Consider the following 15,209-nt stretch of genomic DNA (forward strand, 5'->3'; position numbering starts at 1 on the left):
AAGATCCCTTATGCGTCAATAAATTTCTTAGTAAAGATGGAAATTAGTTTATCATATTTAGGTTCAGCCCCGCTGACACCCATTTCAATACTTGGCTTTGTCTTGCCATGGAAATCACTGCCGCATGTAACTAAGCATGATGTCTCTTTAACGATCTGCAAGTAGCAGGCAATTTCCTCAGGGCTATGATAACTGCTGAAGACTTCCAGTCCGCGTACACCGCAGTCAAGGATAGCTTTTAATGTTTCACTGTCACAGCCGAATGGTTTCTTTGGATGGGCAAGGATTGGTATACCGCCGGTGTCCTTAATTAACTCAACCATATCCTGCATCGTTGGGTAGGCTATATCAACATAGGCTGGTTTCCCTTGAGCGAAAAAGTCCCAATAGAAGTTTACATATGGGTTATCATTGCGTTCTCCGCCGACACGATATGGCTTTAATAATTCCTCATCCGCGTAAGCAGGGTTGTTCAGCAGCTGTTCACCAATCATTTCCCCGGTAATAATCCCGGCGTTGTTCATTGACAGAAGTAAATCGACATCAAGCTTTAAGCCGGTTACCGCTTCAAATTTATCCACTCGTTCAATTGAAGCCTTGCGCTCCTGTTTCAAATGATAGTTGCTGAGCTGAATATAACGTTCATCTTTATAATCAATACCATAACCTAACAGATGCAGATTCGTGCCATGGAAGGAACAATCCATTTCAATACCTGGGATATAATTGATTTGATAGCGGTCAGCCAATATTGCCGCTTCAAAATTAGCCTTTATACTATTGTGATCAGCAATGGAAATTGTCTGAATGCCATTGCGCTTTGCCATTGCGAACAGCTCTTCAACACTGAAATCACCGTCATCACTATAACGGGAGTGCATGTGCAGATCAACCTTATAAATACCGTCACGCACATCCTGTACCGCTGGTGCAGGAGCCGCTGCAGGCTGCGGTTTTACCACTTCTTTAACTTCTTCAACTTCGTTTTTTTTAGCAATTTTCTTTTTCACCGGCGCCCCCGCATCATATGCCGAAATCGTTCTAGTATGTGTAATATAATCAACAATTGAACGGCCATATGGATCAATCAGAATAACTAACAGATTGACAAGCAGATAAGCGACGATGCCGATATAATTAAACAGCCAGTACAGAATGAAGAAAGGCAGACTGAAACCAATCAGTTCACGAAGCATGCACTGCAGTCTTGATGCTTTCTTCTTGCTTAAGTCTACAACCCGGATATCAAAGGATACCGCACCAAATGTCTGGCCGTAAGATACCGCGATAAAGACATTGGTCAGCAGCAATGATACGATCATGAGAATTTCCACAAATGGATCGACCACATCAAGCATTCCTGCCGGCAGTATACCCGCCAATACAAATAATACAATAATATCCCATACCAGAATAGGTAAAAGAATAATTACGATATTGCATAGGAATGCAAGACATTTACTTGTTAGCAGTTTATTTTTCATGATAAGAGTCACCTTTCCCGCTTTCATATTGATAATAGCCATATTTCAGGAACAATCGATTTACGATTAGTGTTCCCCCGCCGCTGAAGCATAATACAAAAATCACTTTCAGCATTGGCTGGCTGCTGTCAATAAAACGATAGCTGATAAATAGGGCAAGCAGACAGAGTGCGATCGGCAGCATACTATGCCGCTTGATACTTGCCGGCTCCAGCTGATAACGCATTCCACACTTAGGACAGCGCAGATGTGTGATACCGCTGAATAATTTGGAATCGATCCATGTGTCACACAGATCACATCGAATTACTTTTTTCATACTAATCTTCTGCGTCTAAACAGTCAAGAATCTCCAATATACGATTCAGATCATCATATCCATGATAATGAATCACTAATTGCTTATTGTCAAGTGAAACCTTAGTTTGAAATTTATCCTGAAGACGGCCCTGCAGATCTGCAAGATGGGCATCCGTTTTCTTTTCAACGGCTGGTTTCTTAGGTTCATGAAGTTTTTTCACTAAACCTTCAACGGCTCTTACACTCAATTTTTCATTAATCGCCTGTTTCGCAATCAGCTCCATCGTTTCATGATCTTCTACATTAGCCATCGCGCGCACATGTCCCATTGACAGTTTGCCGTCAATGACATAATTCTGAATAGTCTTAGGCAGCTTCAGCAATCTCAGCATATTCGTTACATGCTCACGGGATTTGCCGACCCGCTTAGCCAATTGTTCCTGAGTATAACCAAGACGTTCAATAATTTTTTGATAACCGGCCGCTTCCTCAATGGCATTCAAATCTTCACGCTGAATATTTTCAAGCAGTGCGATTTCCATCATCTGCTGATCATCAAATTCCACTAAAATACCCGGAATTGTCTTTAATCCTGCCAGCTTAGCAGCACGCAGACGGCGTTCACCGGCAACTAGCTCGTAGCCTGAAATTCCCTGCTTAACAAGAATGGGTGTGAAGACACCATGACTTGCGATGCTTTCTGAGAGTTCCTGCAGTTTCTTTTCATCAAACTGTTTTCTTGGCTGATACGGATTAGGTTTAATTTCATCAATGGGCAGTTCCATTTTAGGACTGCTGCCCTCTGCATTGCCATGCTGAATATCCTCCAGCAGACTGCCAATGTCATCACCAAAGATCGCGTTCAGTCCCTGCCCCATACGCGGCTCTTCTTTTTTCTTTGCCATTATGCCGCCTCCTCACTGTTCTGTTTAACTACTTCGCTGGCTAAGCCCGCATAAGCCTTAGCTCCGTCACAGCGAATATCATATTCAAAAATTGACTGGCCATGGGAAGGCGCCTCCGACAATTTAATGTTGCGCGGAATATAGTTCTTATAAACCCGCTCTTTAAAATGCTTGCGCACTTCCTGCTGAACCTCAACGCTCAATTTAGTACGAGCATCAAACATTGTCAGCAGTACACCCTCAATAATCAGATTCTTATTAAACAGCTGCTGCACTAGACGAATCGTCAGCAGAAGCTGAGTAACACCCTCTAACGCGTAATATTCACACTGAATTGGAATCATGACTGCATCAGCCGCTGTTAAAGCGTTCGTATTCAGCAGACCCAATGAGGGCGGACAGTCAATGATAATGAAATCATATTCATCCTTTACCTCATCCAGTTTATTCTTCAGCAGCATTTCTTTGCCTACTTCAAATTTAATCATCTGCAGATCAGCACCAGCCAGTGAAATATTGGAAGGCACTACATCAATCGGCGGTGTTGATAAAGTCTTGCGGATATCCTTCACATGATAATCTTCCATGATCAGATTATATACGCTGAGCTGATTGCCCTTTAATGACGCGCCGACGCCCTGGGAAGCATTGCCCTGCGGATCAAAATCAACCAGCAGTACCTTTTTGCCCAGATAACCTAAACCTGCAGCCAGATTAATACTCGTCGTTGTTTTGCCAACGCCGCCCTTCTGATTTGAAACTGCAATAATTTTACCCATATGTACACTTCCTTCTTAACTCTTGGGGAAACGGATGATCATTTGATAATCATCATCAGTTTCAACTTCATTTAATTCGGCATTGATACCGGTTTTCAAAATCATTGAGAACGCCTGCTTGACCGTATTCACCGCAACTCGGATGTCACGGGCAAACCCTTTAACACGCGTTTTCTTCTCATGATTCATTGACTCCTGAACTAATTTCTCCGTCTGAGCAACATTCAGACCCTTTTTAACGATCTTTTCAAGAAATTCCTGCTGCTTCTCATTTTCCACACCGATCAGCGCCCGCGCGTGACGTTCCGTAATAATTTTACTGGAAACAGCATTTTGAATATTATCATCAAGATTCAACAGACGAATTTTGTTCGCAATTGAGCTTTGTGATTTACCCATCTTCATCGCCAGCTGACTTTGTGTGCAGCCAGTTATTTTCATGATTTGAAGATAAGCCTTCGCTTCCTCAATCGCACTTAAATTCTCACGCTGTACATTCTCCACAAGCGCTAGTTCAGCCATCTGCATCTCATCAGCATCCATCACATAGGCACTAACCTCTGTCATACCCAACAGCTGCATCGCTCTGAACCGGCGTTCACCGGCTACAATTTCAAAATGTCCCTTTGCCTCACGAACTGAAATTGGCTGAATCAGACCATTCTCACGGATCGACTGAGCTAAATCAAACAGCGATTCTTCATTAAATTCCAACCGCGGCTGATAAGGATTGGGCACGATCCGCTCAATCGGTATAATCTTCGTTTCTTTCATCTTCTATTCTCCTCTTAACGGATTCTTCTTAATCTTAGCAAACGCCCTCGGATATTGCTTCGGCGTTGATTTAACCTTCACAAATTCAACATTTACCCTTAAAGATCCATCACTCAAATACACATCACTGCTGTTTCTCAGCTCACAGCCTAAAACACGAATCGCTTTCTTGGCTGCCGCAACCTCTTCATGACCGCTGGCACCCTTCATGGCGATAAAACTGCCGCCGACCCGAATAAAAGGAATGCATAACTCAGAAAGCATCGGCAGATTTGCCACTGCTCTAGCTGTTACATGATCAAAGCTCTCTCTGAAATCCGCACATGCCTCTTCCGCACGCGCATGCAGACATTGAACATCCTCCAGTGCCAGCGCTTTAACTAATTCATTTAAGAACGTAACTCTTTTCCCCAAGGTTTCTATAATCGTAACCGATAAATGCGGATATACGATTTTCAGAGGAATTGATGGGAAACCGGCTCCCGCGCCAACATCACACAAAGAACCGCTGATATCAAAAACAAAGCTTGGTAAAATGGAATCAAGAAAATGCTTTTCATAAATTTCATCAATTTGCGTAATCGCTGTTAAATTCATTTTTTCATTCCATTCCACAAGCATCTTCGCGTAAACATCAAATTGCTGCTTCTGCTTATCGCTTAACTCGATGCCATGACACCTGAGCGTCTCATAAAATGTTTCCTGTGTAAAATTTGCTGTCATCAATATTCCTCCAGTAAGTCATATTATATCAAAAAAACCGCTAAAGCTGAATAACTATCCACTGGAAAGTGTGCTTTTTTAATAAAACCATAAAATCAAAGAAAGGAGAAACCTTGCGATTTCTCCTGAGTCTTTAACGATTTGCAATTTCAACAAGCAATGGATAATAAACATAACGTTTATCAACAACCGCAAATGCCCGGTTAGCAATCCATTTAGCCTTATCTAAATTAATATCAACATATGCATGCGCATAACGATAATAAATATAATCCTTGATTTCATTTTCTCTCAGCAGATATTCAAACGTTGAATCGCCCTTGCTGTAAAAACCATGAGCAATCTGAATATCAGCCAGATCGATTTGGAAGCGGAATTCCAATTCAGCGCATAAATCCGTAAACTGCGTGCATACCTCACTCATGAAATCTTCATAAATATCTACATCTTTATCCGCCCATTCAGGCAATACCTTTAATGCCATATCCATGTAGAAATTATAGTATTGAACCATATCTACACCAGTCCATGCCTTTAATTTATCAGTTGTTGATAATTTGAAACGTTCACCGTACTCCAACAGCTTGCCGGCAAAATAGAAGGCATCATGATAGAGCTGTGAATCTTCCTCAAAGCTAGTTGTCTTGCGATTCATAATCTCTTCAAGCGTTTTCTTCATCGCCTTGAAATCACTGGTCTTTACATCGACACGGCGTACTAGATCACCATACAGCACCTCAAGCACTGAACGGTCAAAATCTACCAGCTTGCATTCATCAATGATTGCTTCAATCGCTTTGGTAATCGTTTCATTTTCAATCAATAAGCGATGATATTCATCAAAAGTATAGAAAATATTCATCGCATTCATCTTCTGAATGCCTTCTTCTACGGTAAACGGTAAAACAACCGCTTCTGCTTCAGCTTTCTTAGCAGGGCGTTTTACAGCTTTTTTCGTTTTATCTTCTTTGACTTCCTCAGTAGCCTTCTTCACAGCTTTACGAGCTGGCTTAGCCTTTTCCTCAGTTGTCTCAGTCTTAGCTTTCACCGTTTTTTTCGGTTTTGCTTCAGCCTTAGGCGTTTCCGTCTTGGCTTTGCGGACTGCCTTCTTCACTTCCACAGCAGCTGCCACTTCTTTTTCTTCCGGCTCAGCCTTATTTTCAAGCTTCTTAGGCGCTGCCTTGGCGGCGATCTTTTTAGGTTCTTCCTTAGCCGTTATTTTTTTAGGAGTTTCTTTTGCGGAAATTCTCTTCGGCGCTGCTTTTGCGGCAATTTTCTTAGGTTCTTCAGCGGCTGTAATCTTTTTAGGTTCAACAGCTGGTTCTTCCCCTACAACCTCTTTGACTGCTTCTGCTTTCTTTTCGATTTTCTTTTTCAAAACATCGTTCTTCTTAGCCATCGTCGTACACACTCCTTTAATGGTATATAACTACTTAAAGTATAGCACAAATCACCTGTTTCTCAACAGGAACAAAGAAAAAGCTGGCATACAGCCAGCATTATTTCTTAAATTAAGCCTGATTGTCAGAACCGAATTCTTTGATTTTATCAATAACCAGTTCCTTGATTGCATTGCAGCCAGGAGCTAATAATTTACGTGGGTCAAAGCCTTTGCCTTCTAAGTCTTTGCCTGCTTCGATGTATTTACGAGTTGCGTCAGCAAATACTAATTGACACTCAGTGTTAACATTAATCTTAGAAACACCTAAAGAGATTGCTTTTTTGATCATGTCAGTAGGAATACCTGAACCGCCGTGCAGAACTAATGGTTTACCGTTAGTTTTAGCTTGGATTTCAGCAAGTACATCAAAGTTCAAGCCTTTCCAGTTTTCAGGATATTTACCGTGAATGTTACCAATACCTGCAGCCAGCATATCTACGCCTAATGCAGCGATCTTAGCGCATTCTTCAGGATCAGCAACTTCACCGCCGCCGATAACGCCGTCTTCTTCACCGCCGATAGCACCAACTTCACATTCAACAGAAATGCCCTGTGAATGAGCTAAAGCGATAATTTCTTTTGATTTTTCAACGTTTTCTTCGAATGGATAGTGAGAACCATCAAACATTACTGAAGAGAAACCAGCTTCGATGCATTTTTTAGCACCTTCATATGAACCGTGATCCAAATGCAATGCAACAGGTACAGTGATACCCATTTCATCGATCATAGCTTTAACCATGTCAGCTACTGTTTTGTAACCTGTCATGTATTTTCCAGCGCCTTCACTTACACCTAAGATAACTGGTGAATTTGTTTCCTGAGCTGCTAATAAAATCATTTTTGTCCATTCAAGGTTATTGATATTGAATTGACCAACTGCATAATGACCTGCATGTGCTTTTTCAAGCATTTCTTTTGCTGATACTAATGCCATAAATAAATTCCTCCTTTTATTGGTTATACACAAGTATTATACTCAAACTAACATCAAATTGAAAGCCTAAAACTGCAACCTTTGCATAAAATATAGCTTTTTTGTGTGACAAAGACGTCATTTGCTTTTTCGTCTGTCTTATGTTATTATTTTTTCAATTTATTAGGAGGTGGATGATCGAATGGACATTGATCCCGATCTATTCTTACAAATTTTATTACTCATTGCCTTAACTGGCATCAACGCTTTTTTTGCCGCATCAGAAATGGCGGTCGTATCACTCAATAAAACAAAAATATCAACGCTGGCCCAAGAAGGCAACCGCAAGGCACAAAAGCTTTTAGAGCTGATTGATGAGCCAAACCGCTTTCTGTCAACGATTCAGGTAGCTATTACGCTGGCTGGTTTCTTTGCCAGTGCCAGTGCCGCTACCGGCATCTCGGTTTACCTTGCTGACTTCTTCAATCATTTCAATCTGCCTTACAGCGAAACGATTGCCGTAGTCATTGTAACCGTGATTCTGTCATACTTCACCCTTGTGTTTGGCGAGCTGTTTCCAAAACGTATCGCCCTGCAGAAGAGTGAGCAGGTATCATTGGCAAGCGTGAATATTATCATATTTGTATCTAAGATTGCAGCTCCCTTTGTCAAGATTCTCTCGGTATCCGTTACCGCGTTATTAAAGCTTTTCCATATGAATCAAGATGATATTGAGGACGCAGTATCTGAGGAGGAAATCAAGGCATTGCTGGCTGCCGGTACGCAGAGCGGTGTAATTAATGAGACAGGTAAGGAATTCATGGAGAGTATCTTTGAATTTGATGACAAGCTGGCTTATGAAATTATGACGCCGCGCCCCGATGTTTATATGGTTGATCTTGATGAAAATCTAAATCAGAACTTAGATGAACTGCTGGCTATGCGATATTCAAGAATTCCTGTCTATCAAAATGATCAGGATGAGATTGTCGGCATCCTGCATTTAAAAGATCTGATTATTGAAGCGAAGCAGCATGGCTTTGATAAGATTGATCTCAAGGCAATTCTTCAAAAGCCTTATTTTGTACCTGAAAGCATTAAAATTGATGTATTATTCAAAAAAATGCAGAAAGCTAAAATATACATGGCGATTCTGATTGATGAATACGGTGGTTTTGCCGGTATTGTGACCATGGAAGACCTAGTCGAAGAAATTGTCGGTGATATATCGGATGAGGACGATGAACCAAGTGAAGCGATTATCAAAACAGCTGACGGCAGTTATATTATTGCCGGATCAATCCCGCTTGATGATCTTAACGAAGGGTTAAAGCTGTCGCTGCACTCAGAGAATCATGAAACACTTAACGGTTATCTGATTGATCAATTAGGCATCATTCCTGATGATGATGCGAAAGATACGATTAAGATCGACAATTTATATTTTGAGATCCTTGAAGTAAAGGATAAATGCATTGAGAAAGTAAAGCTTAAAATTAATTAACACCCTCACGGGTGTTTTTTTCAATATAAAAGCCAGGTATTACCCTGGCTGTTGATTAATATTTATCTTCAACGATTTCGTCTTTTTCCTCTTCTTCATCAAGAAGCTCCAGTTCATCCTCTTCACCGTCATTTTCATCAATGATCAATGCATCCGTATCAACTACAACCTCATTAAAGGTATGACGGGATCTTAAATCCCATTTGTTTTCACCCATATGAACAAAGCGATTATCAAGGCCTAAATCCATATAGAACTGTGCTATATTATCATCTGCCTGTTGGGGAGTCAAACCGTCGATTTGGGCAACTTCTTCCCACAGCTTTAAAAATAATACGGGTTTCTTTTTCTTCGACATCAAATCAAATGCGATGTCAACCATAGGTTTCTTCATTCAAACAATTCTCCTTCTACATTTTTTCTATCGCTTCAACACCAATGAGGTTTAAAGCATTTTTCAGCGTTACTTTGCATGCCTTTAACAGGGCCAGACGTTCCTTGGTCAATTCAGGATTTTCAGCGTCAATGACCTTGCATGCGCCATAGAAACTGTGGAAATTTTGTGCGCATTTTTGAATATAGTTGCACATTTTATGCGGTGCGCGCTGAACAGCGACATCCGCAACGACACCAGGGAATTCATTCAGATATTTCATCAGGCTCACTTCTTTTTCATGCGTCAATAAATCAAATGACTCAGGGACTTCCGCATCGCCTGCCTGACGCAGAATCGAACAAATTCTCGCGTGAGCATACTGCGCGTAGTAAACCGGATTCTCATTTGACTGCTTGCGGGCCAGACCTAAATCAAAGTCAAGATGGGTATCTAAAGCTCGCTGCACAAAGTTATAACGCACGGCATCAACACCGACTTCCTCGCATAACTCACGCACAGTAACCGCATTGCCAGTACGCTTTGACATCTTCACTTCCATGCCGTCCTCAACCAGACGAACCATTTGGATAATATCTACTTCCAAAGCATCAGCATCTTTGCCCAATGCCTGCATCGCTGCTTTCATACGCGGGATATAACCGTGATGATCAGCTCCCCAAAGATTGACTAGCTTGGTATAACCGCGGTTAAACTTACCGATATGATAGGCAATGTCCGGCAGCAAATAGGTGTTGGAACCATCTGACTTACGCAGAACACGATCTTTATCATCTCCGTATTCACTTGATTTAAACCAGATTGCACCATCTTTTTCATAAGTCAGACCTAAATCGATCAGCTTATTCAAAGCCGCCTCTACTTCACCGTTATCATACAGTGACTGTTCACTGCTCCAAACATCAAATTCTACTCTGAATAAGCCTAAGTCAGCCTTCAGCTTATCCAATTCAAATTTGATTCCTTCCTTACGGAAATATTGATAACGTTCCTCTTCATCAGCATTAAGCCATTTTTCACCGTCGCGTTCGGCAATCTGCTTCGCGATGTTTTCAACATCCTTGCCATAGTAGCCATCTTCCGGCATCTGCGCATCAATTCCGAAATTCTGCTGATATCTGGCTATTAAAGAATATGCAAGATTATTAATTTGATTACCTGCATCATTCACATAATATTCACGGCATACATCATAACCGCTGGCTTTCATACACCGAGTTAATGAATCACCCCAAGCTGCGCCGCGGGCATGACCTAAATGTAAATCGCCGGTAGGATTGGCAGATACATATTCAACCATGATTTTTTCATGATTGCCGACTTCATTTTCACCATAAGCATCACCCTGTGCAAGAATCTTAGTAATGACGCTGGCTAAGGTTGAACTCTTTACTTTAAAATTGATAAAACCCGGCCCTGCGATTTCCGCTTGTTCAAGATTACCGGCTGCTTTATCTAAATTGGCAATGATTTTCTCGGCAATCTGACGAGGATTTTGATGCAGCTTACGTGTCAGCTGCATAGCGATATTAGTCGCATAATCTCCGTGACTCTTATCCTTAGGTATTTCAATTGTTACCTCATCGGCTGCGATGGTTAGATCAAAACCTTTATTAACGGCATCGCAGATACATTCTTTTAATTTATTTTCAATTTCGTTCATGCATCATCTCTCCTTATTTTCCACAGTATCCGAAAAGAATCACTGACTTCATCACCGCTCAGTACATCATATTCGACAGCAATTGTCTCATTAGCGCATAGATAGCGGCGGGTAAAAAGCTCAATCTGAAACTCACCAAACTCACTCAATACAGTACCCACAGTTTTCTCATTGTTTCTAAAATGCAGGGTACTGACTACTTCACCATGCCGGATAATTGTCAGCTGATCTTTATGTATAAACATTTCTACTTTTGTTGAAGCCGCATCAAGTTCATGATAAAAAACTTCTCGTTTATTTTCATCAGTTCTGATTTCACACATGCCATCGGCCATCAGAAACTCTTCATTTGTGATTTGATTCTTTTGCTTTACAAGAACCCGTTGTTTCATCAGCTTCACCACTCATCGTTTCGCATTATACCATAAACATGAGATACTGCAAGTAGATAATGAATTTTTTTCATTTCCCTGAAGTGAAATATTAAATTCCACTTTAATGAGAGCTAAGATAAAATACGTTCTTCAGCGGATTCAAGCGGGCATAAAAATACATGCTGAGCAGTGAATAAGGATTGCAAAAGGGCGCAGATATGTTTAATAATACGGTATCTTAAATCAACTTTTTAGACTCTTCTTCATCAAATATAACTTTTACTTTCATTTTTTATATTTCTTGATCCTTATGTCTGTTTAAATTCAAGCTTACTTTCCCATACTAGCCATGAGGTGATAAGATGCGCAAATTATTGAAATTCTTTCTCGCTTTTACAATCTTCGGCTTTATCTGCCTGTTCCTTTTTTATACCGCGGCAGCTTTTACACCTCTTGAATTAGATTCAAAGAAGGAACGTTTTACCATTTATGATATCAATAACAATATTTTATATGAAACTAATTTTAAAAAGGAACTGACCTGGACGCCGATTGAAGAAATTCCTGAAAATGTGAAACAGGCAGTTGTCGCTGTTGAAGATAAACGCTTTTATCAGCATCATGGTTTTGACGTTATCCGCATCACAAAGGCGCTGATCAGCAATTTAATGGAAGGCAGAATTGTGGAGGGTGGATCAACGATCACTCAGCAGATGGCTAAAAATCTCTTTCTAAGCAATGAACAGACTTTTACCCGTAAGCTGGAGGAATTATTTTACGCGGCCCGATTGGAAATGCAGTATGATAAGGACGCTATTTTAGAGGGTTATCTCAATACCCTGTATTATGGTCATGGCGTCTACGGCATTAAAGAAGCTGCTGATTTTTTCTTTGGTTTACCCTTGAATGAACTGGATAATGCGCAGCTTGCGATGCTGATCGGCATTCCTAATGGGCCAAGCCTATATTCACCGCTGATTAATGAAGAAAATGCCCATTCAAGACAGGCGGTAATCTTACAGGTTATGGCCAATGCCGGTTTAATCAGTGAAGCGGAAATGCAGGCAGCCATCGAAGAACCCTTGATTTATAATGAAGATCATCAAGAAAATACCAATGCTTCCTATTATATTCAGGCAGTCATTGATGAGGTGAACGCAATGATCAGCCGCGGTGAAATATCATTAAAGGAAGGCGGCAATATTTATACATATTATGATCCTGACGTACAGAAAAAACTGGTTGAAAGCTTCAGAAATAATGTAGATCTGAACGATGAGCTGGAAACCTCGGCCATCATTACACAGCCCTTTACCGGCAATATTTTAGCGATACAAGGCGGTAAGGATTATACGATTACACAGTATAACCGTTCAATTTATGCCCATCGGCAAGTTGCATCAACAATCAAACCGCTGCTTTATTACACGGCCTTAGAATCTGGCTTTACACCCTCGACAACCTTTATGTCAACACCCACTACATTTCAGATAGACGCGCAAAATGAATATGCTCCGACCAATTATAACGAGCTGTATCCAAACCGTGAAATCTCAATGATTAATGCTATTGCCATGTCTGACAATATATATGCGGTGAAAACCCATCTCTTCCTTGGCATGGATACATTAGATAATGCGTTAAAAGCCTTTGGCATCGAAAATTCACAGGCGGTTCCTTCTTTGGCGCTGGGAACGGTAGATATGTCGCTGCTGGAGCTGTCAACCATATACAATACGTTTGCATCCTGCGGGCAATACATCAAACCGGCCATGATATCCGCGATTACCAACAGCTACAACAATGTGGTTTATGAACGTGATATGGAAACAAAACGTTTGATGAATCTTGATTCAGTGCTGATGATCAATCAAATGCTGACGGCAACCTTTGATATTAAGAATAAAACCGTAAACTTTCCAACAATGTACGGCAGTGAACCTAAAGTTCAGGTAGGCGCTAAATCAGGCACCAGTGAAGCTGATTCTTTAGTGATTGGTTTTAATCCTGAATATACGATCGCCGTATGGAGCGGTTTTGATGACAGCCGGTCGTTAGATAAAGAATACTATAACATTTCCAAACGCATCTTTCAGTCCACCTTTAATTCTTTGTATGAAGGTGAAGAAACAGCCGCCTGGTATCAGCTTACAAATAATCTTATGGAGCGCCGTGTTGACCCCATTACTGGCAAAGATTCTCTTTTGGGCAGTATTTATTGGTTTAAAAAGGAATAGAAAAACAACTGGTAAAACCAGCTGTCTGTTACTTCAATATTATTGATATATATTATTCTTTTCAGCTTCATACCGCTGTCTCATAGACTTGCCAGCCATTGCTGGGCATATTCCAATTGCTCATCGCTGCGGCAATACATTGTTAATTCAACAGGTTCAAACATACTGACTAAATCTTTTTTCATAGCCTGTTGTCCAAGTGTGAGAAGATAAATTTTATCACTCGCATAAGCCATGGCAGACTGCATCGCATTTTGTTTAGCACCCTGACAGTTCATACCATAATGCATCGAATACAATTGATCCATCAGCTTTTGAAACGCGGTAAACATACTGTCTCCAATGCCGATAACAGCTCTTTCATCGAATAGACAATGGACAAGAAATTCATCCTTGGCTTCCTCTGTTTCAATACGGCATTGCTTCACGGATAAATCATCAAAACAAACAAGATCGATAAGATACATAGGTTAAACCTCAGGATAGAAAGCCTTTTTATCTTCCTTTGACTTGCCGCGGACGATTGCTGATACAATATCAGATATTTCTGATAATTCCTTAACAGAATCATCCTCGCAGATGACCCAAATATTATGTCCGTCACCCGCCTTATAAGGCTGATAAGGCCGCTGATACGCCTGATCACAAGCAAGATAATATTCTGTATCATAACCGCGCAGTGCTACTTCAGTGCGGATTGCATCGATATCCTCGTCATTATGAATCGTGGTATAGGCGAACAAACGGCGATTCAGCAAGCGGCCTGCCAAATCCGCAAGGATTGGATCTTTGCCTGTTGTCAGCACAGTAAAGCCATATAAAGCCGCTGATTCATCAAGTATGAAATGATCATGCACATCTGGCTGAGCCTTTGCCAGAAACGGCAGAAACATCTTCAAATCAGACAGCCATTCAGGATGTTCACGATAAACCGTCTTCATTCGTTTAAATAATAAATGCAGGATTGTTTCATAACTGCGGGCAATCGGATGATAATAAACCTGCCAATACATATGATAGCGAGCCATGATGTAATCTTCAACCGTATGAATCCCGCTCTCTTTCACAACAATTTTGCCATTGCGTACACGCATAGTACGGATGATGCGTTCAAGATCGAATTCACCATAACTGGTACCGGTAAAATAAGCATCACGCAGCAGATAATCCATTCGATCCGCATCAAGCTGTCCGCTTACGATTTGATTCAGTAAAGGATTGGGATGATCATAGGTAATAATAGATGCCACAGCCTGCGGGAGCCGTGCATCCACCGCTCTTAGGATATGATTAATTTCTGTATCTTCAAGAATAATCCGTACTGTGAATTCTTCATGTTTTACTGATGAAATGGCTTCAAACGCATGGGAAAAAGGCCCATGTCCGATATCATGCAGCAAGCCCGCCAGCATGACTGTCATCTTATCATATTCACTCAGCTGCTCATTCAGCGCATGCACCTCATACACCATTCGCCGCACAATTTCATAAACCCCTAACGAATGTGCAAACCGGCTGTGTTCAGCCGTATGATAAACCTGAAAATTACCGCCAAGCTGATGAATTCTTCTTAACCGCTGAAATTCACGGGCATTGATGCAATCCCAGATAACCTGAAGGTCTACATGAATATAACCATGAATCGGATCTCTTAATACTTTTGTTTCACTTGTTCTCTGCATAATAAATCCTCCTTGACAGTATTATAGCTTCTA

Annotated in this window: 15 protein-coding genes; 2 read left to right on the plus strand and 13 right to left on the minus strand. The window is 41.0% G+C overall.

Annotation, left to right across the window (positions count from 1 at the left end):
- Positions 1-8: 8 nt before the first annotated feature.
- From DAHG_RS20655 to fba, 8 genes are all read right to left on the minus strand, one after another.
- Positions 9-1,484 (minus strand): PHP domain-containing protein, encoded by a 1,476-nt coding sequence (locus DAHG_RS20655; RefSeq protein WP_022939136.1) that lies wholly within the window; start codon positions 1,482-1,484, stop codon positions 9-11.
- On the minus strand, positions 1,474-1,803 hold the full coding sequence (locus DAHG_RS14840) for a hypothetical protein (RefSeq protein WP_022939137.1): 330 nt from the start codon (positions 1,801-1,803) through the stop codon (positions 1,474-1,476). The genes DAHG_RS20655 and DAHG_RS14840 overlap by 11 nt, the downstream gene beginning before the upstream one ends.
- Before the next feature lies 1 nt (position 1,804).
- Positions 1,805-2,689 carry a ParB/RepB/Spo0J family partition protein gene (locus DAHG_RS14845; RefSeq protein ID WP_022939138.1) on the minus strand — a complete coding sequence of 295 codons (885 nt, stop codon included), beginning with the start codon at positions 2,687-2,689 and terminating at the stop codon, positions 1,805-1,807.
- A complete protein-coding gene (locus DAHG_RS14850; protein WP_022939139.1) occupies positions 2,689-3,468 on the minus strand; it encodes a ParA family protein in 780 nt (259 codons plus the stop codon). The genes DAHG_RS14845 and DAHG_RS14850 overlap by 1 nt, the downstream gene beginning before the upstream one ends.
- 15 nt (positions 3,469-3,483) lie before the next feature.
- Complete coding sequence (noc, locus tag DAHG_RS14855; protein WP_022939140.1) at positions 3,484-4,242, minus strand: nucleoid occlusion protein; 759 nt, start codon at positions 4,240-4,242, stop codon at positions 3,484-3,486.
- Positions 4,243-4,245: 3 nt separating this feature from the next.
- Complete coding sequence (gene rsmG, locus DAHG_RS14860) at positions 4,246-4,965, minus strand: 16S rRNA (guanine(527)-N(7))-methyltransferase RsmG (protein WP_022939141.1); 720 nt, start codon at positions 4,963-4,965, stop codon at positions 4,246-4,248.
- A gap of 133 nt (positions 4,966-5,098) precedes the next feature.
- A complete protein-coding gene (locus DAHG_RS20660; RefSeq protein ID WP_022939142.1) occupies positions 5,099-6,364 on the minus strand; it encodes a cell envelope integrity TolA family protein in 1,266 nt (421 codons plus the stop codon).
- A gap of 112 nt (positions 6,365-6,476) precedes the next feature.
- Positions 6,477-7,343 carry a class II fructose-1,6-bisphosphate aldolase gene (gene fba, locus DAHG_RS14870; RefSeq protein ID WP_022939143.1) on the minus strand — a complete coding sequence of 289 codons (867 nt, stop codon included), beginning with the start codon at positions 7,341-7,343 and terminating at the stop codon, positions 6,477-6,479.
- 181 nt (positions 7,344-7,524) lie between these two features.
- Here fba and DAHG_RS14875 point away from each other — a divergent pair, with 181 nt between their 5' ends.
- Positions 7,525-8,826, plus strand: coding sequence for a hemolysin family protein (locus tag DAHG_RS14875; protein WP_022939144.1), 1,302 nt, complete (start codon positions 7,525-7,527; stop codon positions 8,824-8,826).
- 55 nt (positions 8,827-8,881) lie between these two features.
- On the opposite strand, the gene rpoE is transcribed toward DAHG_RS14875, so the two are convergent.
- The 3 genes from rpoE to DAHG_RS14890 are packed head-to-tail and all read right to left on the minus strand — an operon-like array spanning position 8,882 to position 11,275.
- On the minus strand, positions 8,882-9,220 hold the full coding sequence (rpoE, locus tag DAHG_RS14880; RefSeq protein WP_022939145.1) for a DNA-directed RNA polymerase subunit delta: 339 nt from the start codon (positions 9,218-9,220) through the stop codon (positions 8,882-8,884).
- Between the two features lie 16 nt (positions 9,221-9,236).
- Positions 9,237-10,883 (minus strand): arginine--tRNA ligase, encoded by a 1,647-nt coding sequence (argS, locus tag DAHG_RS14885; RefSeq protein WP_022939146.1) that lies wholly within the window; start codon positions 10,881-10,883, stop codon positions 9,237-9,239.
- Positions 10,880-11,275 carry a DUF1934 family protein gene (locus DAHG_RS14890; RefSeq protein ID WP_022939147.1) on the minus strand — a complete coding sequence of 132 codons (396 nt, stop codon included), beginning with the start codon at positions 11,273-11,275 and terminating at the stop codon, positions 10,880-10,882. Before DAHG_RS14890 ends, argS begins: the two co-directional genes overlap by 4 nt.
- Before the next feature lie 344 nt (positions 11,276-11,619).
- Between DAHG_RS14890 and DAHG_RS14895 the strand changes: the two genes are divergently transcribed.
- Complete coding sequence (locus DAHG_RS14895) at positions 11,620-13,494, plus strand: transglycosylase domain-containing protein (RefSeq protein ID WP_022939148.1); 1,875 nt, start codon at positions 11,620-11,622, stop codon at positions 13,492-13,494.
- 80 nt (positions 13,495-13,574) lie between these two features.
- Here DAHG_RS14895 and DAHG_RS19875 read toward each other — a convergent pair whose 3' ends face one another.
- Complete coding sequence (locus tag DAHG_RS19875) at positions 13,575-13,961, minus strand: hypothetical protein (protein WP_022939149.1); 387 nt, start codon at positions 13,959-13,961, stop codon at positions 13,575-13,577.
- Positions 13,962-13,964: 3 nt separating this feature from the next.
- On the minus strand, positions 13,965-15,176 hold the full coding sequence (locus DAHG_RS14905; RefSeq protein ID WP_022939150.1) for an HD domain-containing protein: 1,212 nt from the start codon (positions 15,174-15,176) through the stop codon (positions 13,965-13,967).
- Positions 15,177-15,209: the final 33 nt, after the last annotated feature.

The sequence above is a fragment of the Dielma fastidiosa genome (genome assembly GCF_000313565.1).
GTDB lineage: Bacteria > Bacillota_I > Bacilli_A > Erysipelotrichales > Erysipelotrichaceae > Dielma > Dielma fastidiosa.

Coding starts and splice junctions, on each gene's coding strand:
- DAHG_RS20655 (WP_022939136.1), bottom strand. CDS start 1,484: ATGAAAAATAAACTGCTAACAAGTAAATGTCTTGCATTCCTATGCAAT.
- DAHG_RS14840 (WP_022939137.1), bottom strand. CDS start 1,803: ATGAAAAAAGTAATTCGATGTGATCTGTGTGACACATGGATCGATTCC.
- DAHG_RS14845 (WP_022939138.1), bottom strand. CDS start 2,689: ATGGCAAAGAAAAAAGAAGAGCCGCGTATGGGGCAGGGACTGAACGCG.
- DAHG_RS14850 (WP_022939139.1), bottom strand. CDS start 3,468: ATGGGTAAAATTATTGCAGTTTCAAATCAGAAGGGCGGCGTTGGCAAA.
- noc (WP_022939140.1), bottom strand. CDS start 4,242: ATGAAAGAAACGAAGATTATACCGATTGAGCGGATCGTGCCCAATCCT.
- rsmG (WP_022939141.1), bottom strand. CDS start 4,965: ATGACAGCAAATTTTACACAGGAAACATTTTATGAGACGCTCAGGTGT.
- DAHG_RS20660 (WP_022939142.1), bottom strand. CDS start 6,364: ATGGCTAAGAAGAACGATGTTTTGAAAAAGAAAATCGAAAAGAAAGCA.
- fba (WP_022939143.1), bottom strand. CDS start 7,343: ATGGCATTAGTATCAGCAAAAGAAATGCTTGAAAAAGCACATGCAGGT.
- DAHG_RS14875 (WP_022939144.1), top strand. CDS start 7,525: ATGGACATTGATCCCGATCTATTCTTACAAATTTTATTACTCATTGCC.
- rpoE (WP_022939145.1), bottom strand. CDS start 9,220: ATGAAGAAACCTATGGTTGACATCGCATTTGATTTGATGTCGAAGAAA.
- argS (WP_022939146.1), bottom strand. CDS start 10,883: ATGAACGAAATTGAAAATAAATTAAAAGAATGTATCTGCGATGCCGTT.
- DAHG_RS14890 (WP_022939147.1), bottom strand. CDS start 11,275: ATGAAACAACGGGTTCTTGTAAAGCAAAAGAATCAAATCACAAATGAA.
- DAHG_RS14895 (WP_022939148.1), top strand. CDS start 11,620: ATGCGCAAATTATTGAAATTCTTTCTCGCTTTTACAATCTTCGGCTTT.
- DAHG_RS19875 (WP_022939149.1), bottom strand. CDS start 13,961: ATGTATCTTATCGATCTTGTTTGTTTTGATGATTTATCCGTGAAGCAA.
- DAHG_RS14905 (WP_022939150.1), bottom strand. CDS start 15,176: ATGCAGAGAACAAGTGAAACAAAAGTATTAAGAGATCCGATTCATGGT.